The organism is Pontibacter pamirensis, from assembly GCF_010015475.1.
GTDB lineage: Bacteria > Bacteroidota > Bacteroidia > Cytophagales > Hymenobacteraceae > Pontibacter > Pontibacter pamirensis.
The window spans coordinates 12,318-39,192 of sequence record NZ_SSNI01000050.1; the positions used below are offsets into that span (position 1 = coordinate 12,318).

Sequence of the window (26,875 nt, forward strand, 5' to 3'; positions counted from 1 at the left end):
GCCGGTTTAAGTACTTTCGCGGGATGCGGGAATTGTCTGCAGGATAGTTTATATTAACCGGAGTATATAGTATATTCGATAGTCTGGTTCCGGTTATCGGTCGATTTTGACAGATAAGCCGAATAGGCTTCCGTTTATATCTTAGTTCTATCGAATCGATGAGGACTCTTGAGCTATTAACCACGAATTTAATTAGATGTTAATCGAATCTATAAAACTGAAGAATGGCCACACTATTAACCTCAGGTCTCTCAATCTTGTCATTGGGCCAAATAATTCTGGGAAAAGTTCGTTCCTGACAGATCTTCAAGGACTTAATAATACAGGCTTGATTCTCGATTCAATGAGTCCGAATGGCCTCTCTGAAAATCAGATTAAATCATACTTAGAGAATAGTAAAGATTTTACAATTCCTGCACCACAAGGAGGAATCTGGAGAAAAGACAATTGGGAGGAGGCAAAGCCACTTGTGCAGCAATATATAGGGTTCGTTTCTAACAATTTATTGAAGAAAAAATGGGCTCAAACAACCACGATTCTTGATGGCAAAACTCGATTGGGAATGGTTGACGATAAAGTGTATAATGGAATAGCATCAACTAAAAATCTAAATGTCTTTGAAATCCTTAGGAAGGATCGATTATTAAAGTCCAAGCTGCAAAAGCATTTAGAATTGGTGCTACCAGGAAAATACTTTGCACTCTGGAATCCTGAGCCAACTAAATTACGTGCATATATCTGTGACGTAGAGCCAATAAATGATATAGAATATTTTGACTCACCAGAAGCAGCGGTTTTTTTCAATGAGAAATCTAAGCCGCTTTCATCTTACAGTGATGGTATAAAGGCTTACATAGGAATATTAATCAATTTAATAGCTGACGGAAAGCAACAGTTTTTAATAGATGAGCCTGAAGCCTTTCTACATCCTAATCTTTGTTTCAAGCTTGGTCAGACCCTTTCTCAAATAGTAACTGCTACAGATAACATGTGTTTCTGTGCAACGCATTCACCCTACTTCTTAAAAGGTTGCTTATCTTATTCACCTAATGAAGTGACAGTTACTAGGTTTGAATTTGAAAATGGGTTTAGCAAGGCAAACACTCTCGCTACTGAAGACCTCAAGGCTGTAATTCATGACCCCCTATTAAACAATATTGGGGTAACTGAAGGGCTGTTTCATTCAAAAGTCATCGTGACGGAAGGAGATTCTGATAGAGCTTTTTATACAGAAGTAAACAATCGACTAAGCTCGAGCACAAAATACGGTATCAGAGATTGCATATTCGTCAACGCACAGAATAAACAGACTATTGCAAAAGTCGTGGAACTGTTTCGTAAAGTGTCAATTCCATGCGCCGCAATCTCTGATATTGACACCTTCAAAGAGGGTGGGATAAACTTCACGAATATTCTAAATGCCCTATCAATACTTGGAGGAACTGCAGAATCTGTTTCAGTCTTACGTGAACGTGTAAATCGAAGTTTGAAAACTGCGGCCCAAAAAAATGTAGAAGAAGAAACAACGTATGAACAGCTTTTAGAAAAAATTGATGCTGCCAAATCGGGAGGGAAATCTGTACCAGAATTTCTTGGGTCCCTTAGGGGTATTACTAAACCACCAGATTATAAAAGATTAGGAGGAATTAATTTACTAGAAGGCACTGAACTGGCAGATGCGAATAACCTTATTACTCAACTAGCCAATGCTGGTTGGTTTGTAATACCCAGCGGAGAAGTAGAAAATTGGCTTGTTAATTTAGATGCTGGCAGATCAAAGCAAGGTTGGCTGTTACGAATTTTTGAAAAGATGGGTTCTGACCCTACACTTTCAGGATATGTGCACCCACCGAATCCCCTCGATGATGTGTGGTTGTTCACTTCAAAGATAAACAACTGGTTTATGAGTCAGATGAGTACAACAAAAAATTAGAGAGAGGAAAAACGACATATATTAAACTATAGCACCCTTCGGAATGCAACAGTTTAATACAAGGGGGCTTATCTGCTTACCTACTCTAGGAAGACAGATAAGTAGCTATACTAAATTAGGTATATCACATTATGATAGAAGTAACCGCAGGAATAATTGAGAGAAATGGAAAGATTCTAATAGCCCGCAGAAAGGCAGGGAAGCATCTTGAAGGGTTTTGGGAGTTTCCTGGAGGTAAGGTCGAAGAAAATGAATCACCCAAAGAGTGCCTAAGGAGGGAGTTGTATGAAGAGTTTTCTATTCGTGCTGACATAATGGACTTTATAGGCGAATCAGTTTATGATTATCCTGGCAAGACTATAAAACTCGAAGCTTACCTTGTTAGGATCATTGAAGGAGTATTTCAGCTTAAAGACCATGATAAGATTGAGTGGGTAAAGCCGGAAGACCTAAAGGAATATAATATGGCTCCTGCTGATATCCCGCTTATATTGGAGTATGAAAAACATAGATTTAATAGATAAAATCATTTTGTTCAGGGATGAGAGAAACTGGAAGCAGTTTCATTCATTGAAAGACCTGTGTCTGGGCATTGGCATTGAGGTAGCGGAACTGCAAGAATTATTCCTTTGGAAAACAGAAGAACAAATCGAAACCATCAAAACCGAGAAGAAAGAGCAGCTATCGGATGAGCTTGCTGATATATTCATCTTCTTAGCCTACCTGAGCAATGACTTAGGAATCGATCTAGATGAGGCTGTCCTTAAGAAAATCGAGAAAAACGGTCTAAAGTACCCCCGAGACAGGTCTTTGAACTCTAACAAGAAATACAACGAGTTATGATCAACGAATTGTTTGATAGGTTCTTGAACAAATGGGGTGAAAACAAAGGCCCTCTTGTTGAAGTGATGACTGCAAACAAAGCCTATAATGAGGCTCTCAGAGTGAAGTATAACCTCACTACGAAAGACCCCTTCTATAAAGAAAATAAGAAGGGGGTTAAGGTCTCGGAGAATCCTGTTGCAAGCATCTTTCTGAGGGAGCTTCCATATGAGATTGTCACTAGATCTAGCCTGCTGCAGGATAAATACAAAGTAGAAGGTTCTGTAGGCAAGGGTAACATATCTGAGATACCATGGATCTGCTTATTTGACAGGGAAATCACAGAATCAGCTGAAGTAGGCTACTACATAGTCTACTTGGTTAGGGCAGATATGAGCGGCTTTTACCTATCCCTAAATCAAGGATGGACTCAGTACAGAAAGGCGTATGGGGGAAATGCCAAAACAAGAATATCAGACAGCGCGAACCGGTTAAAGAAATTACTGAAGGGTGTAGGAGGGTTTAATTTTGAACCTATTCAATTAGTAGGTGACTCTGATCTAGCGGTTGGTTACGAATTAGGCAACATTTGCAGCAAATACTACAGCCACAATTCAGTACCATCTGCTGAAGTGCTCATAGATGATTTAAGAAACCTAGTTGGGGTGTACAGAGAACTAAAAGCCCTAGTAGGGAAGGATATTTTAGATGTCAAATACGTAGTAACCGAAGAAGAGTATCAGAATAGTGTAAACCACGGAAAACAGAAGGTTCTGGAGCCTGGTGGCATTGGAAAGAAAGATAAAAGAATTAGCGCTGCATCTTCATCATGGATACGTGATCCTGACATAGCCTTCACTGCTCTGCATGAGGCGGGGTTTAAATGCGAAAATGATCAGAACCACCAAACTTTCATTTCTGCTAAGACCGGACACCAATTTGTAGAAGCTCACCACTTGATCCCAATGGAATTTCAAGATGACTTCAACGTGAGCATTGATGTTCCGGAGAATATCGTATCCCTCTGCCCGAATTGTCATAGAGCATTCCACAACTCTATAACTGAAACGAAAACTGTTCTCATCAGAAAGTTCTTTCACCTCAGGAAAGAATTACTGAGCAGCAGAGCCATAGAGATAACTGAGGACAGAATTGAGAAGTATTATAAGGCTACATCTAGCAATGGTGAGACCCTTTCTTATAGACTCGCCCTATATTAAACATAACAGTAGTTATAAGAGAAACCGCCCCACAGCCTGGAATTGGGGTCGGGGCTTTTGGTACTTTCAGGGGGTTCGGAAATTGTCCGCGGGTCTCTTTACATTACTCTGGATAGGTAATGTTCCGTTTAGCTGTCTCTAATTGGGCATTAAACTGGAATTCATTTCCTAAGAACACTATAGGCAACTACAAGAGTTTATAGTTTTGTGGGTTCTAATTTTTGAAGAAAATCAATTTATATATGTTTGATATTGATAGACACATATACGATTTCATTGAAAAATTGCAAGGCAGCGGTAATTCATATAAATTATTTACAACGATACCTGATTTTTTCATTAATTCTGATTTCCGCGTGGTTGATAATGATAATTATAACTTATCATTTACATTACAACCTAATGAACTTAAGAAAGGATTAGATCTAAATTATTTCTTTCAGCGTCCTTTTATATTAGTTTCTGAAGGAATGCGAATTCTTATTCAAAACGTTGATGTTGTAGAAGCAAGTCAAGGAATCGATGATGATGGCCCTTGCAAATTTAATATAAAGGTAAAGGCATTTAAAGGAGATACAGATGAAGCTTTATGGGAGCAATCTAAACAAGTAGCATATCTTAGATATAACAAAAATCAGTTTTCTTCTAGTAAATCGGGGATTATTTTTGATTTAACAACCAGTTCTAAAAATAATGGCTTTTACAATGCATTACAGCTCAATATCGATAATGTTGAATTATTATTCTATTATGAAAGCGTAACTCCAGAATATGGATATTATATCTTTAGACCAAAAGGATTAATAGATTTCAAGAAATTTAAACACATTATTGATTCAGTAATAACTGCTTTTGGTTTCCTAAACGGATATTATATGCCAGATACAGTTTATTATTTTGCACAAAAAAAGGTTAAAGACAAAAGCATACTGACTTTTAGTTACGAAAATAGTAAACGTTCATTTAATACAAATGCTCCAATTATTGATAGTGGGTATTACAAAGATATTCCTGTAGAGGATCTTCAATTATCTAGCCTAGAGTTTAATAATTTAGTCGATGTACTTTATAAAAACGAAGAATATTTACGCTCTGCTTTACTATTGATTAATGCAGGTACATTAAAAGGTTGCGCAAAGGCTTCTTTAGCTGCTGTTGCTTTAGAAACTATCACTAAGAACATTGGAGCAGAATCATTAAGTAAACAAATTATTGGAGACAAAAGACTCAGTAAGGAATTGCGCTGTCAACTTAAGAATACTTTATACAAATTCTCTGATAAACTAGATCAAGAACAATTAAGCATTTTATCAAATAAACTGGATCAGATTAACAGTAAACCTAATGCAAGCAAACTTGAGGATGCGTTCCAACATCTAGATATATTATTGGATGAAGAAGAAAAGTACTGCATTAGTTGTAGGAATCTTTTTCTTCATGGCAATTTACCAAAAAGAAAACAGGATTCATGGCTGACAGATATAGAATTACTGGATATTGTAGCAGATCGTTTGGTAATGCTAGGTTCAATTTTATTGCTTAAGATGGCAAAATATAATGGAATGGTTATAGATAGGGGAATGACTGAAGTAACAAAGTGGCGTATGATTAAGAGTGGTCAAAAAGTAGGTGGTGGAAATTGTTTAAGAATTATCACCACAACTAAATAATTGGGAAGATACTACAGCTAAATGATTTAAAGCTGCGCGTCAGCGAGCTGAGCCACCTTTTGCGCGTGGGTTTTCGTGCTTCCCTTGATACATTAGCACAACTGTCCACAGATACGGCGCAAGTAAAATCTTATATTTTACAGGTAAGCTTCTAAAAAGGCAAAAGCAGGGCTTATTAGCTTTTCTTTTGCCTTTTCTATTTATCTTAACATCGGCAACCGTTAAAGACAGTATTAATATACAAAATTTGTCGGTCATTCTAAAAGAATCAGGAATGTGACCAACAGGAATAAATACCTAAAAGTGGGTATTATTTTTATAACATATAATATACATTTTGCAGGAAATTTATGTTATATGAATACACGTTTAAAAAAGAAACAACATTTCTTATCTCTACTTACTGGGATACTCTTAATACCGCTGCTAGGCTTATTCTCCTGCGAAGATCCAAGTCCGGATCCAACATCTAATAAAGAAGAAGTCCTTGCCGAAGAGGGGACTTTCTTTCCGATGGAGATAGCCCAACTGTCACTGAAAGGAGAGAAAGCCGGCACCGAAAAGGTACAAGGGACTCTGAACAACCAACCAGTTGAAATTCATCTACAAGACAGTGTCATGTTGTTTGTGATGCCCGATATAGCACCGGGTGTGTATCAACTGGAGGCTCCGTCCGGAGACAAAATGTTAATAAGCAAAGTTACCGTAAAAGAACTTGTGCTCTCCTCCGCCCCGGACCAAATCTTTCAGCAGATTGTTGAAGACAACACCGAAACTATTCAGCACTTAACAACTAAAGCTGAATCGCTACCAGAACCTGATAAAGCGGCACTTTTGAAGGATATCCAGACTTTAAACAGCTGGAAGGCAAATATTGGACAGCATTACGCAAGCTTATCGCCTGAGGAGAAGGAAAACTTCGCTAAAACAGTGGTTGCAAACAAGTGGTGGCTTGATGAAATACATTCCGCCGTTGTTGAACTGTCCACACATTCGAACTCTCTGAGAACAACAGGTGAGGTGGATGATTATTGTACAAGGGTTTGGGATGCCGCTTTGGAGTTGAGAGACGCAAAAAATGAATTGTTTACCCATGCACAAAGAACAAGAATTGCAGCAGGTTTGGCTACTGGAGCGTTAGTCGCAGTAACTGTTGGTGCTAGCCCTCTTGTAGGCGCAGCTGTTGGAGCCGGTCTCATAGCGTACAGATTCGGTGTTGACTATACGAACTTCAACGATGCCTTGGATAACTTTTATGGCACAATGGTTCAGCCCTTTGATGATATGTTTAGCTCAGAAAGGCGCGCTGCTTCTAAGGTAACCTTTGTAAGTGAAGTGGCAAAGGAAATGGAGACCTCCACAGGCTACCGTAATCTTTACGCTCAGGACAAGGGCAGCAGCATTCCAATAGTTCAGATCATATCGGATGCTTCCAACACAGCTAAAGATGTGTGGGAGACTTTTTCACCTTCTCTTCCTACTCCTCTCCAATCTCCTACAATGCTGGACGACATCCAATCTTACAACACGACTGAGAGAGCCGTTCACAGTAAGTACTTAGATGTGTCTGACATCAGCAATGATAATGTGGCGTTGGTCAAAAAGGAGGAAAAAGATGGCCTGTTGGTGCTGACTTTTGAAAATAATACCGCGACTACTCAGGAATTCACTTACAAGCTCACTTTTACAGACAGCAGATTCTCTCCTGGTTTTTCGACAACCATAAGTGCTGAAGTTATTCCATCAAAAATCATTGGAGAATGGGAAGTTGTTAGTATGAATTTTACATTATACGACGAAGATGGAGTAGCTACTAGCACTTCTGAAAGTGAATTGGATATATGGTACTTAGAGTTCACAGCTGACGGCAGCATGTACGAATGGTGGCCCGAAGAAATCAGTGGGACGGAAGAAGAAGCGCGTGAAGAAGTTAGGATGCTTCATAAGCCAAATAAAGTATCTCTGTATGAGCTTAGAGATAACGGCTCTAAAATACTTACTTCACCGCACCCTGAAGACCAGCCGGGTTCAGAATCAGAAGAAGATGTTGATCTTATATATGGAGAATTCGATCTCAATTATCAGTCTCCTGATAAGCTTACAATGACTACCTCCAAAATACTTGCTATGGAAGACGACGATGGTGTTACTATTTTTTTTAAATACCAGAGGGTGCTGGAAAGGTGTAACTGCAATTTATTGAGGTAATATAAATAAAGCATAAAGCCGTTAGATAAGCCTCCTGCAAGTCCCAGTAGATGAAATATTCTGCTGGGGCTTGATTTCAAAATATGGAAAATGTAACACAGATATTATGTTATCTTTAATCCAGAATAGCGGATATATCCACCATATCACTTCCGGATTGCAAATATATAAACATGAATCATCTTGAGTTTAGAGGGAGAAAAAGGAGATCCTCCTGTTTTAGTGGCACCAGCTAAGCTTGGGATGATTCATGTTTACATCATATGTGCTATAGGCTGAACAGGTAAGCCAAGGAAACACCCAGTACACGATTCTTAACTTTAGAATCATCACCTTCCGATGTTTCATATAGACTTGACAGGCCAAAGCCATACCTTACATCGAAGTTAACGGCGCCTGCGCCTACTTTGTAGGCTACACCAACGCCGAAGTTTGCACCAAGCTCCGTTCTGTTATCCTCGTCTCCAAACTCATAGTCATCAGATTCCTTCTCGCCGTCATACTCCATCCTTTCTTTACCGCTTAACCAGTAGCCAACAGATGGGCCTGCAGTGACAAAGCCCTGTAGTTGCTCCGCGCCAAAAGAAACCTTCGCTAAAACGGGCACTTCTAGGTAGTTCAGCTTTTGCTTGTAAGTTGCGCCATCTTCTTCCATCTTCAGGCCTTTCTGTACATAAAGCAGTTCCGGCTGAATGGAGAACAGCTCGTTAATCATGATGTTTGCAACCCCTCCAATCTGCATACCGGCCACTGACTTTACCGCCTCGTTGTAATCCTCTGCATCCTCGCCAGAGTAATTCATTGTTGAGAAAGTGGCTCCAAGGCGGGGACCAACTGACACAGTCTGTGCCTCAGCTGCGAAAGTAAAGCCCAGGGCTGCTGCAACTGTTAATAGGTACTTGTTTTTCATGGAAATTATGTTGTTATATTTTGCGAAACAATATTCATAAACAAACAATGTATTTCCAAAATTCTATATGTTAGTTTTTGAAAAATACCCAGAAGTGGGTAATTCGCCATCGTGCAAAACAGCAATTAGTATTGCTTCAGAACCGCAGTAAGAATTTACATGCCTGTCCCGCTGCACTGTAAAAATATGGGATTTATTGGATTCGTGTGAAATCAATTTAAACACTATACCACTCCTGATTTGATAGCAAAGGAAATCAGTGCCGGAGTGCTTTTGCAGCCGGTTTTGTGCAGCATGTTCTTACGGTGCGTCTGCACTGTATTTTTGCTTATAAAAAGCTTTCCGCCTATTTCTTCGCTGTTGTAGCCCTGGACGAGTAAGAGCAATATATCTCTTTCCCTTGCAGAAAGTAAAGTGTGGGCGGGCAACCAGGCTTTTTCAACAGTAACGTTGATGTAGGAAGGCTCCCCGTTGAGCCCAATAAATGAGAGCACGGGAGCGCCTTCCTGCTTGAGATGAGAAATATCCGTGTGGGTGCCGAGGGTGCGTAAAAGACGCCCCTGCTCATCAAACTGGATGGTGACCACCTGCTGCAGAACCCGGATATAGTCACCGTTCTTCTTCCTGATGCGATAGTCATAGCGGACTTTGTAGTTGGGTATTTGCTCTAGGGTCAACCCGGAGAAGAACTCTCCTACTTTTCTCTCAAAAGACAGAAACCAGGGCTGATCCTCAGGATGCATGGCGCTTATCATCATAGGAATATCTACTTCATCTGGAGTGTAACCCAATACTGATTTCACGTCTGCGCTCATGAAATCAAAACAGGAGTCTCTGACATTGAAAATATAATAGTAGTACTCGCCCACCTGAAAGAAGGAAAGGAGTCTCTTATGCAACTCAAGCTCAAATCTGTAGCCCTCTGCAGTAACTGCTCCTCCATTGCCCTCTGAGATAATTTTCCAGATTCTTTGCGCTTGTTCATATACAACTGGTTTCATTGCATTTTAGCTTTTATGTGCAAGCCACGTTTCTTTAATGGTTTGCATGCTGCAAGTACATCTAACAATAGTGGCGGTTATAAATTTGACAAGAAGCATATACGTTCGTTCTGTAAATAAGGCTCTTCTTAAAAGCCTAAGCATCCAGCTCTTGCCCAGAAGAAGCCAAGAAATAGACCTGCTCTTAGCTATTGGCAGGAGGTTTTCTCCTGAAATAGGTTGACAAAGTTATCCCGGAGAACGGGGGAATTTTGAGATGGCATGTAGGTGTTAGGCTGCTTGATGAAGTCCACACCTGTTTTGTCGGCCTGCAACAAAACCGCAACAAGCGCCCGTTCTGTCCGCAACAAAAAGCGCAACAGAGTGCAACATTACATTGAACAGGTTCATTATCGGGGAACAGCCAGCATGCAAAGCCTATCAAAAGGCTATTTTGATGGTAATAGGTGCCTTTTCCTGCTTTTAGAGCTGTTGCTCTAGGCGTGAACTTACCTTCTGCTATGCCGGTTGTAGCAAAATTTTGTTGCGGTTTTGTTGCGCTCTGTTGCGCTTTTTGTTGCGTCTTGTTGCGGACAGAACGTTGCGCCTGTCCCAGAAAACGTGGAATGTTGATACAGCCTACAGCATCCGCTGTTGCTTGGCTTATGGCCAGCAGGGAATGGCATAGTAACAGTCATTCCCTGTTCCTGAGATGAGTGACGTTAGTGGATGAGTGGAGGCTTATTCAGCCATGACTTTGGAGCGTTCAGAACATTCCTGTAAGCGGGGCTGCATCAAGCAACATGTAGTATTCTGTTGCAGTGATACTCTTGGCAACACTGGAGCGCTTTTTAAACGCAGTACCCACGGTGGTTTCCCTACTGTAGGTGTTCGCTATAGCGATTGCTTCCTGTTTGCAGCTTGCCCTGACGCCTGCCCACGATTCCTCCTGCTGTCCTGGACTTTTAAGCTTAATTTTAAAATGTCTCATGAAGCATTGGCTGTTAAGTTTACAATCTGCTTGAATCGTCCTGAAAAAAGTTTAGCAAAAAACAGGACAAATCTAAAGGGGTACAACGGTACAGCTTTGCGGTGGCGTAGCTGCCTTGCAGGTAGGGTTCACTGATAATTCGATATTCACTTCCTGTACTGCGGCAAGGGCTCAGTATAGATTGGCTTACCTGCTTTTGTTCTTCAATCCCTTTAGTACTACTAAGATTTCAAGAGCTTTATTCAGCAACTACCTTCCTTAGACTTGTAAAATATAGATAGGAGTCACAATATGAAAGGTAAATGCAAGTGGCTTTGTAACATTCAAGTGCCACAAAATCAAGATACTAAACAGCAGTCATAACAACTGCAGAAAACCTTAATGTCACCTGTGCCGCTGTCCCGGAAAACGTGAAGATTTTGAGACGGCTTATGGGGTCTCTTCTATTTTGACCGTTTAAGCCGAGCAACGCTTAGTGCTGCTGTTGCTGGCTGTTGCTGGGCTGTTGCTGGCTGTTGCTGGGCTGTTGCTGGGCTGTTGCTGGACTGTTGCTGGACTGTTGCTGGACTGTTGCTGGACTGTTGCTGCGGCTTATTTTTAGCTATTAAAAGGCACTTCTGGGCCTTTTAATAGCGTTTCTAATCATTTCTGCATCATTTTTGGCTCTTGCTAAGCCTTGGCGGCTCAGAACCAGGTGTAATAAAAAGCTGTAGCATGACCGTTCACAGCCGGTTATGGCGGAAATCGATATACTCTACCGCTCAATAGCTTCTTTTACTACTGCGGAGTGCCGCTTTTGATGTGTGGTGTTGTGTTCCTTTTGTTGACATAGTGCTGCACAGCAGGAGGTACGTTTAAAACAGCGGCACTTTTTTGCCTCCTGCCGCATCGCCTGGCTTTCAGCCGAACAAGAAAGGCTGCCTTTATCGGGCAGCCTTTCCTTTTACAAAGCTAAAGTCCGCAGGGACCATTTATGATGAAAAGAGCAGGATGCTCTTGAGGCGCGCAAGGTAGTCAATATTCATATATCCAAGCATATCACCGGCTGTCTCTTTTCAAAGGGAAGCTTACCTAATGTGCGCTTTGCTCTGGTTGAAATGCAGGCACAGAAATCGGGAGTATTTTGATAGGGCTTAAGGGATGTCTTCTGTTCCGCTCGTTAAGCCGAGCAACGCTTACTGCTGCCATCTTGCTGTTGTTGCGGCTATGTAAAAGCGGAGTCACATTAATTCCAGCCGGTGCAGCGCCTTTACCCCTTGTGGCTTGCTGCGTATAGCCTTGTGATGGACATGCAAGAGTTTAACGCCCTGCCCCTAAACGAAAGAACCGCCAGCGTGTGGAAGCTGGGCACCTTCCTCTCTTCCCGTACAAAGGGCAATTACAGCCTGGCGCTTTACCACATAGGCAGCTTCTTCAGCGAGATGTGGTATGACCCTGTTGAAAATAAGATTATGCTAGTGCAGGCCTTCACCAGTCGAACATTGCCCGAGCCCTACCTGGAACTCATCGAGCTACCGAGGCTCTAGCTTTCCTTTCACTCCGTTTCGCGTGCGCTTTGGATATAGCGGTAGCAGGTAGTCCTGCCGATGCCCAGTATCTTGGCTATCTCCTCCACTGTCTTTGTTCCGGACTCAAAGAGGATTTTGGCTGACTTGGCCTTCTCCAGTGCGGACTTTGAAAGGCCTGCTGGCCTGCCGCCTTTTCTTCCCCTTGCCTTTGCTGAGGAGAGCCCTGCATTGGTTCTTTCGCGGATGATTTCCCGCTCGAACTCAGCCAATGAGGCAAAGATGTTGAAGGTGAACCTGCCTGTGGGCGTAGCCGTGTTGATGCCGTCCTGCAGGCTAACAAACTCCACCCCCCTTTCCTTGAACTCCGCCACCAGGTCGATCAGGTCCCTGAGCGAGCGGCCCAGCCGGTCGAGCTTCCACACCACTACCGTATCTCCGGAGCGAAGCTGAGAAATCATCTTCTCCAGCTCCGGGCGCTCTTTGCTTTTTCCGGATTTCTTCTCTCTGAATATCTGCCCGCAGCCGTGTTGGGTGAGGGCGTCAAGCTGCAGCTCCAGCCTTTGGTCCTGGGTCGAGACCCGGGCGTATCCTATCTTCATATCAGTACCATTAACTCATCCCAAAATTAAAAAAAAATTTTGATTTCTGGGACGGCAAAACGGGACGCAATACAGGCTGCAGGGGCAGGTATCGGCAAGCTTTATGTTTGTACCATAATTCCCACGTTTTCCGGGACTGCTTATTTCAGGACTAATCGTAGTCTTTCATGCACAATCCCTAAATTTCTTTTAACTTCAAGCCTAGGAACTATCCAAAACCGTGGCATCCTTACCAAGCCTGATATTTCGTAAAGGTGTGACACTGCTTAATTGATATGCCGGACGAATTATTGAAGGACCTGGAAGCCGTCAGGCAAATTTCAGTTGTCCCCACAATACTTGATGTTATTTGCCAGACAACCGGAATGGGCTTTGCGGCGGTTGCCCGGGTGACGCAAGACAGGTGGCTTGCCTGCAGCGTCCTTGACCGGGTGCAGTTTGGCCTGGAAGAGGGAGGGGAGCTGAGGGTGGAGACGACCATCTGCAACGAGATACGGGACAGCCGAAAGCCGGTAGCCATCGACAACGTCAGCGAGGACACCCTCTACAAGAATCATCACACCCCCAAAATGTATGGTCTGCAAAGCTACATATCCGTTCCCATCATCCTAAAGAACGGGGAGTTCTTCGGGACCCTTTGCGCCATAGACGCAAAACCCGCACAGGTGAACAACGGCAAGGTCATCGGCATGTTCACCATGTTCGCCGAGCTGCTGGCCTTTCACCTGCAAAGCCAGGATTTGCTGGAACGTAGCTATAAGATGAACCAGGAACTGGACAGCAGGAACAGAGCCCTTGTCAGTGCCAACTTCGACCTTGACAACTTTGTCTACACGGCGTCCCACGACCTGAAGTCACCGGTGTCCAACATCGAGGGTCTGCTTGACGAGCTCTCCGAGGCTCTCGCCAGGGAGCCGATAGACAGAGGGGAGACCAACCTGATCGCCCAGTTGATGCGGTCTACCATCAAACGGTTTACCACAACTATCCGTGACCTTACGACTATTGTGGAGATTGAAAAGACAAGCTTCGGCAAGGAACCCGAAGAGCTCGACATCTATGGTGCGGTGGAAACCGCAAAGCTGAACTTGCACAAGCAGATAGCGGAGTCCGGCGCTGAAATCAAGGTGGTCTCCGCGGAAAGGCTCTTCTCCGGGTTTTCCGGCAAGAACTTCAAAAGCATCATCCATAACCTGCTGAGCAATGCCATCAAGTACCGCTCGCCTGACAGGAGGCCGGAAATTACTGTGCGGATGGAGAGGAGCGGCGGCAAAACGCACCTTACGGTTGAAGACAACGGCTTGGGGATACCGCCTGATAAGCAGGATAAAGTCTTCACCATGTTCAAACGCTTCCATGACCATGTGGAAGGGAGCGGCCTTGGCCTGTACATAGTCAAGAGAATGGTGGACGCCGCCAACGGGCAAATCCAGGTAAAAAGCACCCCAGGCAAGGGAACAGCCTTCCTGGTAATCTTCTAGGATGCTCATAGGGTGATTCCCTCCATTCGAAACTTTAGGCAACGCAGAGCAACAGAGGGGGAATGTGTCTTGTCCTGCTATAGGTTGACACAAAGTCGACAAAAATGAAGGAAAGAAAATTAAGAGAACGAATCGTAGCCGAGTACCTGCTGGGCGGGCTGAGTTACCGTATGCTGGGGGAGAAACACGGCATAAACTTTTACCAGATCCGCCGTTGGGTTCTCAAACACCAAGGCCAGATGAAGAGTCCACCAAAAGTTAAAAGCGTTAAGCCCTCGCCGGATTTGCAAAGAGATGTTCCCCTTCCCTCTGACGTGAAGGAACTCCAGGCCCAGCTACTTAGGGCAAGGCTTGAAAATGAGGTGCTTTTGGAAGTGATCAAAATAGCCGAGGAGGAAACGGGTATCCCAATCCGAAAAAAGGCTGGCACCAGGCAATCATGAGAGTAGAGCAAAGAAGGCCTTCCCGCTCCGTGGGGACGCTTTGCTCATTGTTTGGTTACAGCAGACAGGCCTATTATCAGCAGATCAAAGCCCAGGAGCAGCAGGCCCTGCAAGAAGACCTGCTCTTGCAGGAAGTCCTGCGAATCCGCCAGTCACAGAAACGAATAGGAGCACGCAAGCTGCTGGTGATGATGACCTCCTTTATGGCCAATCACCGGATTGAGATAGGCAGGTACTGCTTTTTCGAACTGCTGCGCGAGCAGGGCCTGCTGGTTAGGAAAAGAAGGCGCTCCAGGCCCCAAATCACCTTTTCCTGTCATTGGCTCCGCAAGTACAGCAACCTGATCATAGGCTTTGTACCATCGGCCCCTAACCAGCTGTGGGTTAGCGACATCACTTATATCCATCTGCAGAATGGATTTGCCTACCTGAGCTTGATCACCGATGCCTACAGCCACAAGATAGTAGGCTTTCACCTGTGCGGGGATCTCTCCGCCTATGGATGTATCTGTGCCCTGGAGATGGCGCTCGGAGGAAACCCAGCCCATCAGGGGCTTCTCCACCATTCTGACCGTGGGCTGCAGTACTGCAGTTCCGGCTATGTGAAGCTCCTGCAGGACCATGCCGTAGCCATCTCCATGACACAGAAGGGCGACCCGCTCGAGAACGCGCTGGCAGAGCGGGTCAACGGCATCCTCAAAGAGGAACTGCTGGAGGTGGTTTACCCTACCTTCGCTGCCGCGCAGGCAGCCATAGCCGCGGCCATCAGTATCTATAACCACCAGCGGCCGCACTCGAGCGTGGACATGCTCACCCCTGTGGAGGCACACACCAGAACCGGAGAACTGAAGAAGCACTGGAAGAACTACTATGCTATCAAAAAAGGCAAAACAAGTGAAGATGGGACAGCCCGGGCAGACCAGAACAAAGGCGAAAAGACTATAGGTGTAAAGCTATAGCAGGACATAGAAGCAGAAGCCCGATGAGTTACTTGCTAGGCAATATTTCCCAAGGAAGATCCAGTGTAAAGGGCTTGCAGGACTAAGTATTATTTGTAAACTTGATGAAGAATTAAAGAAAAAAAACTGTCAACTTTTTTCAGGACGAGGCAATGATAGGGCTGTTAACGCGGTGTTGCACTTCGTTGCATTCCGTTGCGTCTTGTTGCGGTTAGCATGCAGGCCGACGAAACAGGGGTGGACTTGACCAAGCAAGCTAACCTCTACCTTTCTGCTCAAAAAATCCACATTTCCCGGGACAGAGGGACAAAGAAATTATCCGCGAAATAACTAAGGCGGGATTAGATTCAGCGAAAGCCAGGGAAAAAGAGGGCAGCAGGGCGGCAGACCCACAGGCCTTTCAAAAGCAGCCGTGGAGAAGGCCAAGTCAGCCAGGATACTCTTCGACTCCGGAACGTATACCGTGGAGGAGACAGCAAAGATTCTGGGCATCGGCAGGACTACCTGCTACTGCTACATCCAAAGCGCCAGCCTGAGCTAGAGCTGCGGCAGCTCAATCAACTCCAGGTACGGCTCGGGCAACCTTTGGCTGGTAAAGCCCTGCACCAGCACAATCTCATTGAATGCAGGGTCGTACCTCATCTCGCAGAAGAACCTGCCCATGTGGTAAAGCGCCAGGCCGTAGTTCCCATCTGTGCGGGAAACAAGGAAAGTGCCCCGATTCCATACAATGGCGGCTCTTTCTTTCAGGGACATGGCGTTAAACTCTTGCAGATGCATCACAAGGGCTATGCGCACACAGCCGCCATAAGTGCAGGCTCTAGGCTCCAGGTATTGTATCAGTGAGGTAGGAAAGCAACAGCAAAATCCTGGCCATGCCGGAATTAATGTGGCTGCGTTTGTGTCTGGCCTATAACTCTGAGAAGAGTTTTTTTCATGAAATTGTTGTCACGATGAAGGGGTAGCCGGTGGCTGCCCTTTTCTTTTGCCAAGCCATGAGCAGACACTCTTTGAACTGTACTTGGGAAGTTTGAAGGGTGCTACACCAGATAGCTGTACAGAGCCATGGGAGGTGTAACTTGAGTCTTATACTCTTTTATGTTGATGTTACATTTCATGCTGTTTCTGCCATAAAATACATTTGATAGGTTCCACTAGTTAGTCTTTCCGGGTGAATCCGGCTCCTTTTGCCCTTTACTCTCCATGTTACAGGCAGGCAGAAACTAGCATATCATAATACAGGATGCATTGCTATTTTGCCCTCTATCCGCTTCAGTGCCCCAGGCAAAAGCTTCCTTGCCTAGGCCTTTGGGCAACCGAAAAAAAATTAGCACAGACAGCCTCCAGGCAGGTGGGCCATGCGCCTTTGTCCTCGATGTCACCCTGAACAAATTAGCATGAACTGGACAAATTTACTGCCCGAGGGCATATACGAGTATGAGAGCCCCTGCCTGCACGTGTGGGTGGACAGCAACCTGAGGCTGATGCACTCTGAGTGGCTGGCTGCACCCTCTGCCGGGCAGTTTCGCGCCGGCATCGACCTGTCTGTGGAGTGGGCCCACAGGATGGAAATAGGGAGCTGGATCCAGGACTCAAGGGGCCTGGAGGGAGTTTCTGCGGAACAGCAGCGGTGGGCACTAGGATGCCTGGCGCAGGCCGTGGTAAACTCTAAACTCCGGCTGCTGGCGCTGGTCAACGCCACCGGCACGCTTAGCAAGGCTGCCTTTGAAGAGGAAATCAAAGGGAGAACCGGCAGAACAGTGGAGACAGGTGAGTTCAAGAACTACAAGGATGCCGCCGACTGGATAGCAAATATCAGGTTCTAAGCAAACACACTGGCTGCGGGTGGCGCTCCTTTCGAATCTTCATAAGGAGAAAGATAAGCGCTGGTAAAACGTAACTACCCTTGCAGGGGCACCGCATCCTGTAGCAGTCAGTACTTGATAAAGGGCATGTTGTTGCCAATAGGCGCATTGTCATCTGCAACACCGACAAAGTAGCCGCCAACAAATATCCCTGCCCCGGCACTTACAGCATTTGCTCCTGTTTTATAGGCCACCACACTACCGTCTGTGGTGTAGAAGCCGAAAGGCTCCTCCTGCAAGCCAGCCTCTGCCTTTGGGGAGCTGGAGACCAATGTAAAGATTCTTCTAAGGCTCTTTAGAACCTTCGGGCGAAAAGAAGCAGCTGAAACACTCATGGAACGATAGGCTTTTGGTTTTACTTGGTTCAATGATACACGCTTGTCCTGCACGGCAACAGGAAACAAACATATGCAGGGTAACACAAAGCACGGGCCAGAAGCTACAACTATCCGTGGCGGAGCTTGCACTAAGGACAGTATGCGCAATACTTTAGCTTTATTTTATTACCATTAATAAATAAAATACCATATATTAAATATTTCAGACATGACTAGTCATATCAAAAAGTAACATTCCTGTGTTTGCTTCTGGCTGCAATAAGCCTTTGCTACAACCGGCAAAATAGCAGGTAAAGGGAAAGAACCTGAGGCATTTTCGTCCCAGACCAACAGCTGTAAAAGCAGGAAAAAGCACCTATTACCGCCAAAATAGCCTTTAGATGGCAGGGCCGTTTCATTCTACTGTGATAGCCGTATAAGCTGTTATACAAAATAGAGAGGAGGGGTTATGGTAAGCGACCTAATAGAGCAACTCAACCGGTTGCCTGACGAGAGGAGGCGAGCTGGGATGCGCCATGGTGTGGGCCTTGTGGTGCTAATAAGTATGATGGCCGTGGTCAGCGGGATGAGCAGCTACCGGGCCATGGGAGATTTCGTCAGAGCCAACAAGGAGGAACTGCTCCAGCGTTTGGGCCTTTGCCGCCTGCCCTCTTACTCTACCATCCGGCGCGTGCTTATGCACCTGCCCACCGAGGCCCTCTCACAGGTGCTGAGCCGCTGGAATCGGGCGGCCCTGGGAAGAGAGGAGCTTTACAAGTGGGTGCACCTGGACGGCAAGGCCATCAAGGGGACGGTGGAGCGGCACGGGGAGAGCAACCAGGACTTTGTCAACATGGTAAGCCTCTTCTTCGAGCCGGCCAAACTGGTGCTGGCCTCCTGCAGCTTTCACAACAAGCAGGAGAGTGAGATAAAGGTGGTGGAGGAGCTGATAAACCGCTCCGGACTGGAGGGAGTGGTGTTCACGGCCGATGCCCTGCACACCCAAAAAAACGCTGCGGGCCATCACCGGGCACAAGAGCCACTACGTGGTGAAGGTGAAGGCTAACCAAGGCCTGCTCTACAGGGAACTGCAGGAGGTGTGCAGGCAGGAGCCGGTAGAGAGCTTTACCTTCGCACAGCTCGGGAAGGGGCGCAGGAAGCACCGGAAAGTGGAGGTTTACCGGGCCCAGGGGCGGCAAAAGGAGAAGTGGAGCGGGTTGAGCACGTTTCTGAAGGTGACGCGCTGGGGCACCAGGCAAGGGCAGGCGTATGAGCGGGTAGGCTACTATATCAGTGACCTGCGGCTCAGGGCAGAAGAGTTTGAGGCGGGCATACGCCGGCACTGGTCGGTGGAGAACAACCTGCACTGGACCAAGGACGTGGTCTTCGGGGAAGACAAGAGCAGGGTGAGGCTGGGAAATGGGCCGGCAATCCTCTCGCTGTTGAGGAGCTTTGCCATTGGGGCGCTGGCCAAAACAGGTGAGCCCACAACAAAGGCCATGAGAATGGTGGCCAACAAGCCCCAAAAGATAATAGAATTATTAGAATGAAACGGCCCTACTTTAGATGGGGGTCGCATGCTGGCTGTTCCCGGCTTATAGGGCTGTTCAACACGGCGTTGCATTTTCGTTGCGCAACACTCCGTTGCGTCTTGTTGCGGTTAGCATTCAGGCCGCCGAAACAGGGGCGGACTTGACCAAGCAAGCTAACTTCCACTTTCCTGCTCAAAATTCCCACGTTTTCCGGAATGACTTTGTCAACCTCTTTCAGGAGAAAACCTTTTTGTTTAGAAAGGCTTTAACTTTTGCTGCCAAATTACCGTTTTCGCTAATGTTTCATTACTAATAAGGATGTCTATGGAAAATGATTTCTCAAGCCCTGCAAGAGACATTCGGTTTCGTTCTTTATTCGAAACTACCCCTGAGCTGATTCTGTATCAGAACGAAGAGTCCACTATACTGGATGCTAACCCTGCCTTTCTCATGCTGGTCCAGGAACCAAAGGAAAACGTAATTAATCGCAACTACAATGAGTTTCTGTCTGAGGATGTTCAGCTCCTTTATGAAGAAAAACTCAAAGAAGCATTCACAGGCAAAACAGTTAGGTTTGATCTATATACCCCTCAGGGAAATTCTGATCCCCGACACTGGGATGTAGTAAAAATACCGGTGATGGAGAATGGAAAAGTGGTAGGGGTGCATATGATTGCAAGGGACATTACAGAAAAAATGCAGGCGCAGGAGGAAATATTGGAGAAAAACAAAGATTTACAGCAGTTCACCTATGTGGTCTCTCACAACCTGCGTAGCCCCTTGACCAATGCCTTGGGCTTAGTAGAAGTGCTGGAAATTTTAGACCCAGGCTCTTCTGACTTCGAATCCACGCTGACACACTTGGGAACCAGCCTTAGACAGCTTGATCATGTTGTTCGTGATATAAACACAATTTTGTCGATACGCGATAAGGAAGGCCTTGTGCAAATTGAGTCCGTTCCGCTACTCAAAGTCGTTCAGCAAGTCGTTCAAAACTTTCAAGAAGCTCTTAGTGATTGCGGGGGAACTGTACGGGTGTCCATCCCTGAGGGTATTCAGGTATTGGGGAACAGGGCCTATCTTTACAGCATATTTTCTAACCTGCTGTCCAATGCGATAAAGTTCCGATCGGAGCAGCGGCCGTTGCAGGTAAATCTAACTGTAGCAGTAAAGGACGGTCAAAATAAGGAGATTTCATTTGCTGATAACGGCTCAGGAATTGATCTTGACAAGGCAGGCGCGGATGTGTTCAAGCTTTACAAGCGGTTTCATCCACAACATTCCGGTCGTGGCCTGGGCTTGTATTTGGTCAAGGCTCATGTGGAGAGCCTGGGAGGCCAAATTGAAGTAAGCAGCAGGCCCAATGAAGGGACGATTTTTAAGATTTCACTACATTAACTCAGCTATTTGTGGATTTTGTACTAATTGATGATGAGCCAATTACTTTGTTTTTATACAAAAAGCTTTTCCAACTTGAAGGTCTTTCCGACAAAGTGATTGCCTTTGATGATCCTGAGGAGGCCCTGGAGTTTCTCCAACAGCAAATATCTTCCGGCCAGGTGCCCCAAGTCATTTTCCTGGATTTGAATATGCCTAGAATCTCAGGATGGGACCTTTTAGGGACTCTCGAACCATATAAAGAACAACTACAAGCAAAATGCCTCATTTACCTGTTAACCTCTTCGCTGGCCCCTTCAGACATAGCGCGGGCAAAGGAGCATCCACTGGTGACAGAACTAATTCAAAAACCCCTTGAGAGGCATATTATACATAAAGTTCAGAAAAATATGAGGGGAAGCCGCTGAGAACACCAGTTAGTTCAGGTTCTGTGGTAAATAAGAAATATTTACAATTTTTACACATGCAATTTTCTCGTCTGGTTCCTTCGGGTTGGTGATGTGCCGCGAGAGATATATCAGTTTCGGAAGGGCCATGTATGAGCTGCCCCCTTCGTCTTGCTCACCTTCCTGACCTGGCGGTGAAAGCTCTCGATGGCGTTGATGAACACCATTTCATGCCCACCCTTCGCTATCGCTTCAGGCTTCGCATGCAAGCGGCCGTTACAGACGTTCCAGTTGAACATAAGTGTCGTTATATAACAAAAAAACTCCCTATCGTGGAGAACTTTTTATCTACATGATTTCTATATATCAAGGGAGGCGGAAGACCTTATTTTGCTGGATATTCAAATGCGGGAAATGAATGGGTTTGAGTTTTTATAAATCTACAAAACTTAGATCCAAAACATAAAGCAAAGCATGTATTTGGGTTGGCTTCCTCAGCCAGTTTCTACGATTTGGTGAAAATAAATGCTTATGTCGATACTACCGATCATATATATAAACCCTTTACAACCATGGATTACATTGCATTAGTAAAAAAGTATTTTTAGTTGTAAGTCAGTCTTTTGCATTATTTTAGTCAATAGCCAAATCATACTGGCAAGGAGTTTAATAGCCAAGTACTGAATGCCTCCTTTTCCGGTTGTGCCTAAGGTATATTCAAACACAGGCGCATCACACGCTTCTGTTTCACTTAAGTTAAGAACCAAGTATGGGGCGTCCCGTAAACACTTCAGTAGAAGCAGGAACAACCTCTTCTAAAACGCCGCTCCAACTGCCTGACATGTCCCACATCCCCTTTAAGAGGCAGAAACTACACATTTATATTTTAAGTTTTCGCGCGTGCAACCTCTAAAATCTCAGTACCTCTCCGTATTACTGCTTCTCGCTCCCCTTCGAGGCTCTACAAGAACTTTATTAACCTAAATTCTATATCTATGAAACACAACTTATCTCAAATGAGGAAGGAAACGCTGTGTGCCAGCACCCTTCTTAAACTATCCGCAAGGGGCGCCAAGGAGTTTTCGGTGCTGTTCATGGCTCTTTTCTTGTTCAGCTGTGAGTACATTGAAGATGTGCTGCCGGACAAGGACCCCGTAGACAGAGCCGACAAGATTCAACCCAAGGGTCCGCAGCCAGAGTGGGCCCCGGACATAGACCCGCAGATGCTGGCCGTGATTGAGCAGTTTCAGAGCTACAACGTGGTGCCTTACCCGATGCTAACGGCAGAACAGGCGCGGGAGGAGCCAACCTTCCACGATGCACTGGTAGACCTGCTGCGGGAGAATGACATCAGCCCGGAGCCCGCCAATGTAGCGATCAACCACATGACGATACCAAACGGAACCGGCAATGAACTGCTGGTGCGGACTTACACGCCACGCACTGGCACTTCCCCCTACCCTGTCATTGTTTATTACCATGGCGGAGGCTGGGTGATCACCAACCTAGACACCTACGAGGCATCCGCCAGCGAACTGGCAGAGAAATCCGGTGCCATCGTGATGTCGGTTGCTTACCGCCAGGCCCCTGAGCACATGTTCCCGGCGGCGCATGAAGATGCCTTTGCCGCTTACCAGTGGGCACGCGAGCATGCATCTGAAATAAACGGTAACCCTGAGATGGTAGCCACTGCCGGCGAAAGCGCAGGTGGCAACTTAGCTGTAGCGGTAGCGCTGATGGCAAAAGAGCGGAATGTGCAGCTACCGGAGCATATTGTGTCTATTTACCCAATAGCAGACGGAGACATTGAGTCGCCTACCTACGAGTTGTATGAGAATGCGCTGTTCCTGAACAAGGCCCTTATGCGCTGGTTCTTTAACCTGTACGTTCCGGATTGGCAGACAGAAGAACGTCCGCTGATTTCACTCGTAAATGCTGACTTGAGTGGCTTGCCACCGACAACCATCATCAACGCCGAAATTGACCCCCTCCGCTACGAAGGAGGCGTCCTGGCAGAGCGGCTGGCAGCAGCAGGCGTACCAGTGGAACGCCGGGTTTATGAAGGGGTAACGCACGAGTTCTTCGGCATGAACGCACTGCTGGAGGAGGCCGTGGCGGCGCAGAAGTTTGCCGCCATGCGACTGAAAGAGGCCTTCAAGGAGTAAGGCTCAGTTGAGCAGGGAGCGCAGCAAATGACTGCTCCTCCTAAACAGCGATAGCTGCTTTACCAAAAGGTAGAGTAGCTATCGCTGTTTAGGAGGAGCAGTCATTTCATGTCCCTTCTCAGGCCGGGTTGATAAGTAAACACGGACGAGACTGAAGAGGATTCTGAGTTGCAGGATCGCCTTTCGTGCCCTTGTCTTCACAGTTCCCAGTGGGAGGCTTAGTTTCTCAGCTGCCTCTTCCGGTAGTGGAGCGAGCGCACAGCGTCAAAGCCGCACGGCAGCGATGTTCAGGACCAGGCGAAGAGCCTGCCCTTGAAGCTGTCATAGCTTTACATCGAGACTTATATCTACATAAACCACTCCTATATCATGTTTTTAGCTATTTGCTGGCTTCTGACGACATGCCTATCCTCACCCATTAGGGCAGGCGCGTAACTATCGTATAGCTCCGAGACTGCCGCCTCTCCAGTTCTTGCTCCCACATTCGGTTTGTCTGGTACAAAAGCTAAAGGCAGAAGTCGCTGTTCTTTTATCTTGCTCCTGCTTACTCCTGTGGTGCAAGCGTGACTTTGAAAATGTTAAACTCCATGTTGCTTATATCGCCTGTAGCTGCCGCTAATTTAGACGTGGTAAAGTAGAGCATGTTATCTGGGCCAATGGTAAAAGTGTCTGCCCATTGGATGCGCGGGTCCTGCACGAGTGTTTTTATCTCACCAGAAGGTGTGCGGTACACCACAGCGCCCCGCTCCAGGTCAGCCATATATAGGTTCCCCCGCTCATCAAAGATCATCCCATCGGGCGCTGGTGTGTTACCAAGACTTTGTACCTGTTCGGTTAAAGCTTCTTCCCCCAAACTGCTATCAGCCAAGGCCTCCGTCGGTACACGGTACAAGGTGTAACCGGTTAGGGCGTGGTAGTACAGACTATCATTATCAGGCGAGAGGGCGATACCGTCGGAATGGATCTGGGGCTGCTTTCCCTGGCGTAGCCATTTCTCCCCGTTTATGTTCAGGAATACGTTCTCTGCTTTCGTCGAAGTATGCTTATCGAGCAGGCGCCGGGCTTGTCCTGTTTCAGTATCCAGCACCACAATGGCTCCCAGGCCTGAGTCCGTGATGTAAACTTCCCCCCTTTCCTCATCTATCCGCAGGTCGTTGAGGTAAGACTCCTCCGGGGCAATGGTTCTGTCAAACTCCCAGGTGTTTTTCAGGGTGTTGGTTGCCAGATCAAACTCGTACAGCTTTGCATTCCCCACTACACCCTTCATCATAGGAGAGGCCGGGTCCAGCACGTAGAGTGATCCCTGGTGCGCCACCACCGATTGCACGCTGGTAAACTGATTAGGCTGTGGCTGACCGTTCCAGCTGTTCCAGGCTTCGTTCGGGTAAGGCCGATGAGAGCCGTCGGGCATCACCTCTACCACTGAAAAAGGCACTCCTTCGCGCCATCTTGGGAAATTGGAGAAGATGCGTCCTTCTTCCGTTACCGTTACCCCTGTTACCTGATTGCCCCTGAAGGTGGCTACCTCTGTAAGCTGGGCGTCTGCTGGCTTTGCTGCTGTGTTTTCTTCCGATATACCTGCTGCTGTAGTGGCAGTCTCTATGGTCGCCTCTGACTTCGGTTGTGAACAAGCAGTTACCAGAAGCATGCCTGCAACAGGCACTATAAGTAATTTTTTCATGATGTATGTTTCTCTCTCTTCGTGTTGAAATGCTGTCCTCTCTTGCTAATTCGGGTGCTTAAGACAAGTGAGAGGGTAATGCAACATTTAATTCTAAACGATGCTGTTCCTTTAGTTGACTAAGCTACATACAGGCGAAGTGACGGAAGTGTTTTTGGTTTTTTCCCTCTGTCTTTTTAAAAACTTCCTCTGCCATCTACCATGGGGTGTCGTGACCTGAAACAGGTTGACATTATGCCGACCAGGATAAAAGGGAAAGAATTAAGGCAAAGCGATGCTGCGGATGTATTTTTCCCGAATCAACAAAGGTAAATGAGGGCAGGCATTATGTGTGACTTGTAAGCTTGAGGAAAAAGTTAGCATCGAGAACTGTCAATCTTTTCAGGTCGACACAGGGTATTTTACCATAAATAACCCTCTTTAAGAGAAGCCAGCTGGAAAGCACGTCCTAAAGTAGTAGTTTCTTTATGAGGCAAAATAAAAACGAAGTCTCTGATAACAATGCAGATACCTGTAGCGTTTGATATACACCAAAGAATGGTTGAAAAGGAATGTACCCATAGTGCATTCCTTTTTGCTTTTATTAGGTGCTGCTACATGAAAAGAGGAGCTCTTCTAGAGAGAACCGATGGTGAATGGACGTCGTGCAAAGAAATCCAAACAATACCCCTCTCTTTGCTTTCATAAATCTTCTAATTTTATTCTCCATAGTGGTTGGTTATGAGTTACATGCTCAAAGTTCTGCTCTACGAACGTGAGTAGCAGCGACTAAGGCAACTTGTAAAAATTATACCTTTCTCTATCTCATAACTACTGTTATGTTAAACAGGTGGCGTGTTACAACGATTAGTACAAAAACCAACCTATAAGCCAGATTATGTTCAAGATAAAAGGCAAAAGCAAGGTTGACTTACCTTGCTTTTGCCTTTTATCACCTTCTGTTCAAGCTAAGCCACTGGTTTAGCCTTTACCAGTATCAAAGAGTGACTAAGCTATTTATTTCGTTTTTGTTACTCTCCAGACCATGCCTGTTCCCCTGTCAAAATCTATCGGGAAATGCCCCTCCGCTATGCGCTTCAGGCTTGTTCTGTGCGAGCCAAAGTCAACGATGTACATGGCCCCGTCAGGCCCGAACTTCACATCGTACGGCCTTTCGATTCCCTCCCCCAGCCGGCCCTGCTGGGAACCGGGACCAGACTTCTCGTTCTGAATAAAAGCGTGCACAGTGTGCTCTCCGCTGCCGCTGGTCTTCATCCGGACAATGCGGTTGCCTGCGAACTTGTCTCTCAAGGGGTTGGTGATCCACTGGAAGTCCCCGTACTCCGGCACGAAGAGGTGGTCGGCATACTCCCCCCAGCCCTCAGGCGCAACATCAGGCTTTGAGGGGGAAGCGTTCACTTCATGCAAGCCAAGAATCAGCGATGTGTCTGGCTGCTCCAACCCGCTTGCCTTATGGTCAATGAGAAAATGCAGTTCCTTTGCAACTCTTTCCCTGCCTTTATAGGTAGGCGGGATGGCGGAGCTGTTGGGCTTGAACCTGGCATCGGTAACAGGGGAAAAATTAGCCGCAAAGTCAGGCCAGCCGTACCAGGCGCCTTCTCTCACCCGGTAGGTGCCGTCGTGGTAGTCGTTGATGGGCCTGCCGGCGGCATTGTCATAACCATTTACCGCGATAAACATCTCATTGTCCCTGTTCCATGCGATTCCTATGGCATTGCGGAAGCCCCAGGCATAGGGCTGCACTGTCGCCTCTGCATTCTCCGGGTCGAACACCAGGATGGTGCCTCCCGCTTTTCTGCTGCCCTTG

Annotated in this window: 23 protein-coding genes and 2 pseudogenes; 16 read left to right on the forward strand and 9 right to left on the reverse strand. The window is 46.2% G+C overall.

The window, feature by feature from the left end; genetic code table 11:
* The first annotated feature begins 196 nt into the window (after nucleotides 1–196).
* The 6 genes from E1919_RS24135 (at nucleotide 197) to E1919_RS24160 (ending at nucleotide 7,853) form a co-directional block, all read left to right on the forward strand.
* Nucleotides 197–1,933 carry an ATP-dependent nuclease gene (locus tag E1919_RS24135; protein WP_162055981.1) on the forward strand — a complete coding sequence of 579 codons (1,737 nt, stop codon included), beginning with the start codon at nucleotides 197–199 and terminating at the stop codon, nucleotides 1,931–1,933.
* Between the two features lie 131 nt (nucleotides 1,934–2,064).
* The gene (locus E1919_RS24140) at nucleotides 2,065–2,457 is read left to right on the forward strand and encodes a (deoxy)nucleoside triphosphate pyrophosphohydrolase (RefSeq protein ID WP_162055982.1); all 393 of its coding nucleotides are present in this window, start codon (nucleotides 2,065–2,067) and stop codon (nucleotides 2,455–2,457) included.
* Complete coding sequence (locus tag E1919_RS24145) at nucleotides 2,432–2,776, forward strand: nucleotide pyrophosphohydrolase (protein WP_162055983.1); 345 nt, start codon at nucleotides 2,432–2,434, stop codon at nucleotides 2,774–2,776. The genes E1919_RS24140 and E1919_RS24145 overlap by 26 nt, the downstream gene beginning before the upstream one ends.
* A complete protein-coding gene (locus tag E1919_RS24150) occupies nucleotides 2,773–3,975 on the forward strand; it encodes an MrcB family domain-containing protein (RefSeq protein ID WP_162055984.1) in 1,203 nt (400 codons plus the stop codon). The genes E1919_RS24145 and E1919_RS24150 overlap by 4 nt, the downstream gene beginning before the upstream one ends.
* Before the next feature lie 242 nt (nucleotides 3,976–4,217).
* Nucleotides 4,218–5,645, forward strand: coding sequence for a hypothetical protein (locus E1919_RS24155; RefSeq protein ID WP_162055985.1), 1,428 nt, complete (start codon nucleotides 4,218–4,220; stop codon nucleotides 5,643–5,645).
* Between the two features lie 357 nt (nucleotides 5,646–6,002).
* Nucleotides 6,003–7,853 (forward strand): hypothetical protein, encoded by a 1,851-nt coding sequence (locus tag E1919_RS24160; protein ID WP_162055986.1) that lies wholly within the window; start codon nucleotides 6,003–6,005, stop codon nucleotides 7,851–7,853.
* 268 nt (nucleotides 7,854–8,121) lie between these two features.
* Here E1919_RS24160 and E1919_RS24165 read toward each other — a convergent pair whose 3' ends face one another.
* From E1919_RS24165 to E1919_RS24175, 3 genes are all read right to left on the reverse strand, one after another.
* On the reverse strand, nucleotides 8,122–8,763 hold the full coding sequence (locus tag E1919_RS24165; RefSeq protein WP_162055987.1) for a porin family protein: 642 nt from the start codon (nucleotides 8,761–8,763) through the stop codon (nucleotides 8,122–8,124).
* A 224-nt stretch (nucleotides 8,764–8,987) separates the two neighbouring features.
* Nucleotides 8,988–9,764, reverse strand: coding sequence for a LuxR C-terminal-related transcriptional regulator (locus tag E1919_RS24170; RefSeq protein ID WP_162055988.1), 777 nt, complete (start codon nucleotides 9,762–9,764; stop codon nucleotides 8,988–8,990).
* Between the two features lie 745 nt (nucleotides 9,765–10,509).
* Complete coding sequence (locus E1919_RS24175; protein ID WP_162055989.1) at nucleotides 10,510–10,734, reverse strand: hypothetical protein; 225 nt, start codon at nucleotides 10,732–10,734, stop codon at nucleotides 10,510–10,512.
* A 1,283-nt stretch (nucleotides 10,735–12,017) separates the two neighbouring features.
* Between E1919_RS24175 and E1919_RS24180 the strand changes: the two genes are divergently transcribed.
* Nucleotides 12,018–12,260: a hypothetical protein gene (locus E1919_RS24180; RefSeq protein WP_162055990.1), complete on the forward strand. Its 243-nt coding sequence runs from the start codon at nucleotides 12,018–12,020 to the stop codon at nucleotides 12,258–12,260.
* 8 nt (nucleotides 12,261–12,268) lie between these two features.
* Here E1919_RS24180 and E1919_RS24185 read toward each other — a convergent pair whose 3' ends face one another.
* The gene (locus E1919_RS24185; protein WP_162055991.1) at nucleotides 12,269–12,841 is read right to left on the reverse strand and encodes a recombinase family protein; all 573 of its coding nucleotides are present in this window, start codon (nucleotides 12,839–12,841) and stop codon (nucleotides 12,269–12,271) included.
* Between the two features lie 275 nt (nucleotides 12,842–13,116).
* Between E1919_RS24185 and E1919_RS24190 the strand changes: the two genes are divergently transcribed.
* The 4 genes from E1919_RS24190 to E1919_RS27975 all read left to right on the forward strand — a co-directional run bounded on the left by E1919_RS24190 (nucleotide 13,117) and on the right by E1919_RS27975 (nucleotide 16,265).
* Nucleotides 13,117–14,322, forward strand: coding sequence for a sensor histidine kinase (locus E1919_RS24190; protein ID WP_162055992.1), 1,206 nt, complete (start codon nucleotides 13,117–13,119; stop codon nucleotides 14,320–14,322).
* A gap of 104 nt (nucleotides 14,323–14,426) precedes the next feature.
* Nucleotides 14,427–14,765: a transposase gene (locus E1919_RS24195; protein WP_162055993.1), complete on the forward strand. Its 339-nt coding sequence runs from the start codon at nucleotides 14,427–14,429 to the stop codon at nucleotides 14,763–14,765.
* Nucleotides 14,762–15,724, forward strand: a complete 963-nt coding sequence (locus E1919_RS24200; RefSeq protein ID WP_237144834.1) for an IS3 family transposase — start codon at nucleotides 14,762–14,764, stop codon at nucleotides 15,722–15,724. The genes E1919_RS24195 and E1919_RS24200 overlap by 4 nt, the downstream gene beginning before the upstream one ends.
* 340 nt (nucleotides 15,725–16,064) lie before the next feature.
* Nucleotides 16,065–16,265, forward strand: coding sequence for a helix-turn-helix domain-containing protein (locus E1919_RS27975; protein WP_262888762.1), 201 nt, complete (start codon nucleotides 16,065–16,067; stop codon nucleotides 16,263–16,265).
* Here the strand turns inward: E1919_RS27975 and E1919_RS24210 are convergent.
* The gene (locus tag E1919_RS24210) at nucleotides 16,262–16,504 is read right to left on the reverse strand and encodes a hypothetical protein (RefSeq protein WP_162055995.1); all 243 of its coding nucleotides are present in this window, start codon (nucleotides 16,502–16,504) and stop codon (nucleotides 16,262–16,264) included. The two genes, E1919_RS27975 and E1919_RS24210, sit on opposite strands and share 4 nt — an antisense overlap.
* Before the next feature lie 617 nt (nucleotides 16,505–17,121).
* Here E1919_RS24210 and E1919_RS24215 point away from each other — a divergent pair.
* Nucleotides 17,122–17,550 (forward strand): hypothetical protein, encoded by a 429-nt coding sequence (locus E1919_RS24215; protein ID WP_162055996.1) that lies wholly within the window; start codon nucleotides 17,122–17,124, stop codon nucleotides 17,548–17,550.
* Between the two features lie 107 nt (nucleotides 17,551–17,657).
* Here E1919_RS24215 and E1919_RS24220 read toward each other — a convergent pair whose 3' ends face one another.
* Nucleotides 17,658–17,924, reverse strand: coding sequence for a hypothetical protein (locus E1919_RS24220; RefSeq protein WP_162055997.1), 267 nt, complete (start codon nucleotides 17,922–17,924; stop codon nucleotides 17,658–17,660).
* Nucleotides 17,925–18,375: 451 nt separating this feature from the next.
* Here E1919_RS24220 and E1919_RS27750 point away from each other — a divergent pair.
* The 3 genes and pseudogenes from E1919_RS27750 to E1919_RS24240 all read left to right on the forward strand — a co-directional run bounded on the left by E1919_RS27750 (nucleotide 18,376) and on the right by E1919_RS24240 (nucleotide 21,243).
* Nucleotides 18,376–19,456: pseudogene (locus E1919_RS27750) on the forward strand (ISAs1 family transposase).
* A 306-nt stretch (nucleotides 19,457–19,762) separates the two neighbouring features.
* On the forward strand, nucleotides 19,763–20,836 hold the full coding sequence (locus E1919_RS24235) for a PAS domain-containing sensor histidine kinase (RefSeq protein WP_162056000.1): 1,074 nt from the start codon (nucleotides 19,763–19,765) through the stop codon (nucleotides 20,834–20,836).
* A gap of 11 nt (nucleotides 20,837–20,847) precedes the next feature.
* Nucleotides 20,848–21,243, forward strand: coding sequence for a response regulator (locus E1919_RS24240; protein WP_162056001.1), 396 nt, complete (start codon nucleotides 20,848–20,850; stop codon nucleotides 21,241–21,243).
* Between the two features lie 110 nt (nucleotides 21,244–21,353).
* Here E1919_RS24240 and E1919_RS24245 read toward each other — a convergent pair whose 3' ends face one another.
* Nucleotides 21,354–21,521 carry a hypothetical protein gene (locus E1919_RS24245; protein ID WP_162056002.1) on the reverse strand — a complete coding sequence of 56 codons (168 nt, stop codon included), beginning with the start codon at nucleotides 21,519–21,521 and terminating at the stop codon, nucleotides 21,354–21,356.
* Between the two features lie 696 nt (nucleotides 21,522–22,217).
* On the opposite strand from E1919_RS24245, the gene E1919_RS24250 reads away from it, so the two are divergent.
* On the forward strand, nucleotides 22,218–23,387 hold the full coding sequence (locus E1919_RS24250; RefSeq protein WP_162056003.1) for an alpha/beta hydrolase: 1,170 nt from the start codon (nucleotides 22,218–22,220) through the stop codon (nucleotides 23,385–23,387).
* Nucleotides 23,388–23,931: 544 nt separating this feature from the next.
* On the opposite strand, the gene E1919_RS24255 is transcribed toward E1919_RS24250, so the two are convergent.
* Both E1919_RS24255 and E1919_RS24260 read right to left on the reverse strand, forming a co-directional pair.
* Nucleotides 23,932–25,068, reverse strand: coding sequence for an SMP-30/gluconolactonase/LRE family protein (locus E1919_RS24255; RefSeq protein WP_162056004.1), 1,137 nt, complete (start codon nucleotides 25,066–25,068; stop codon nucleotides 23,932–23,934).
* A gap of 996 nt (nucleotides 25,069–26,064) precedes the next feature.
* Nucleotides 26,065–26,875 (reverse strand): annotated as a pseudogene (locus E1919_RS24260) (hypothetical protein); the annotation flags it as partial.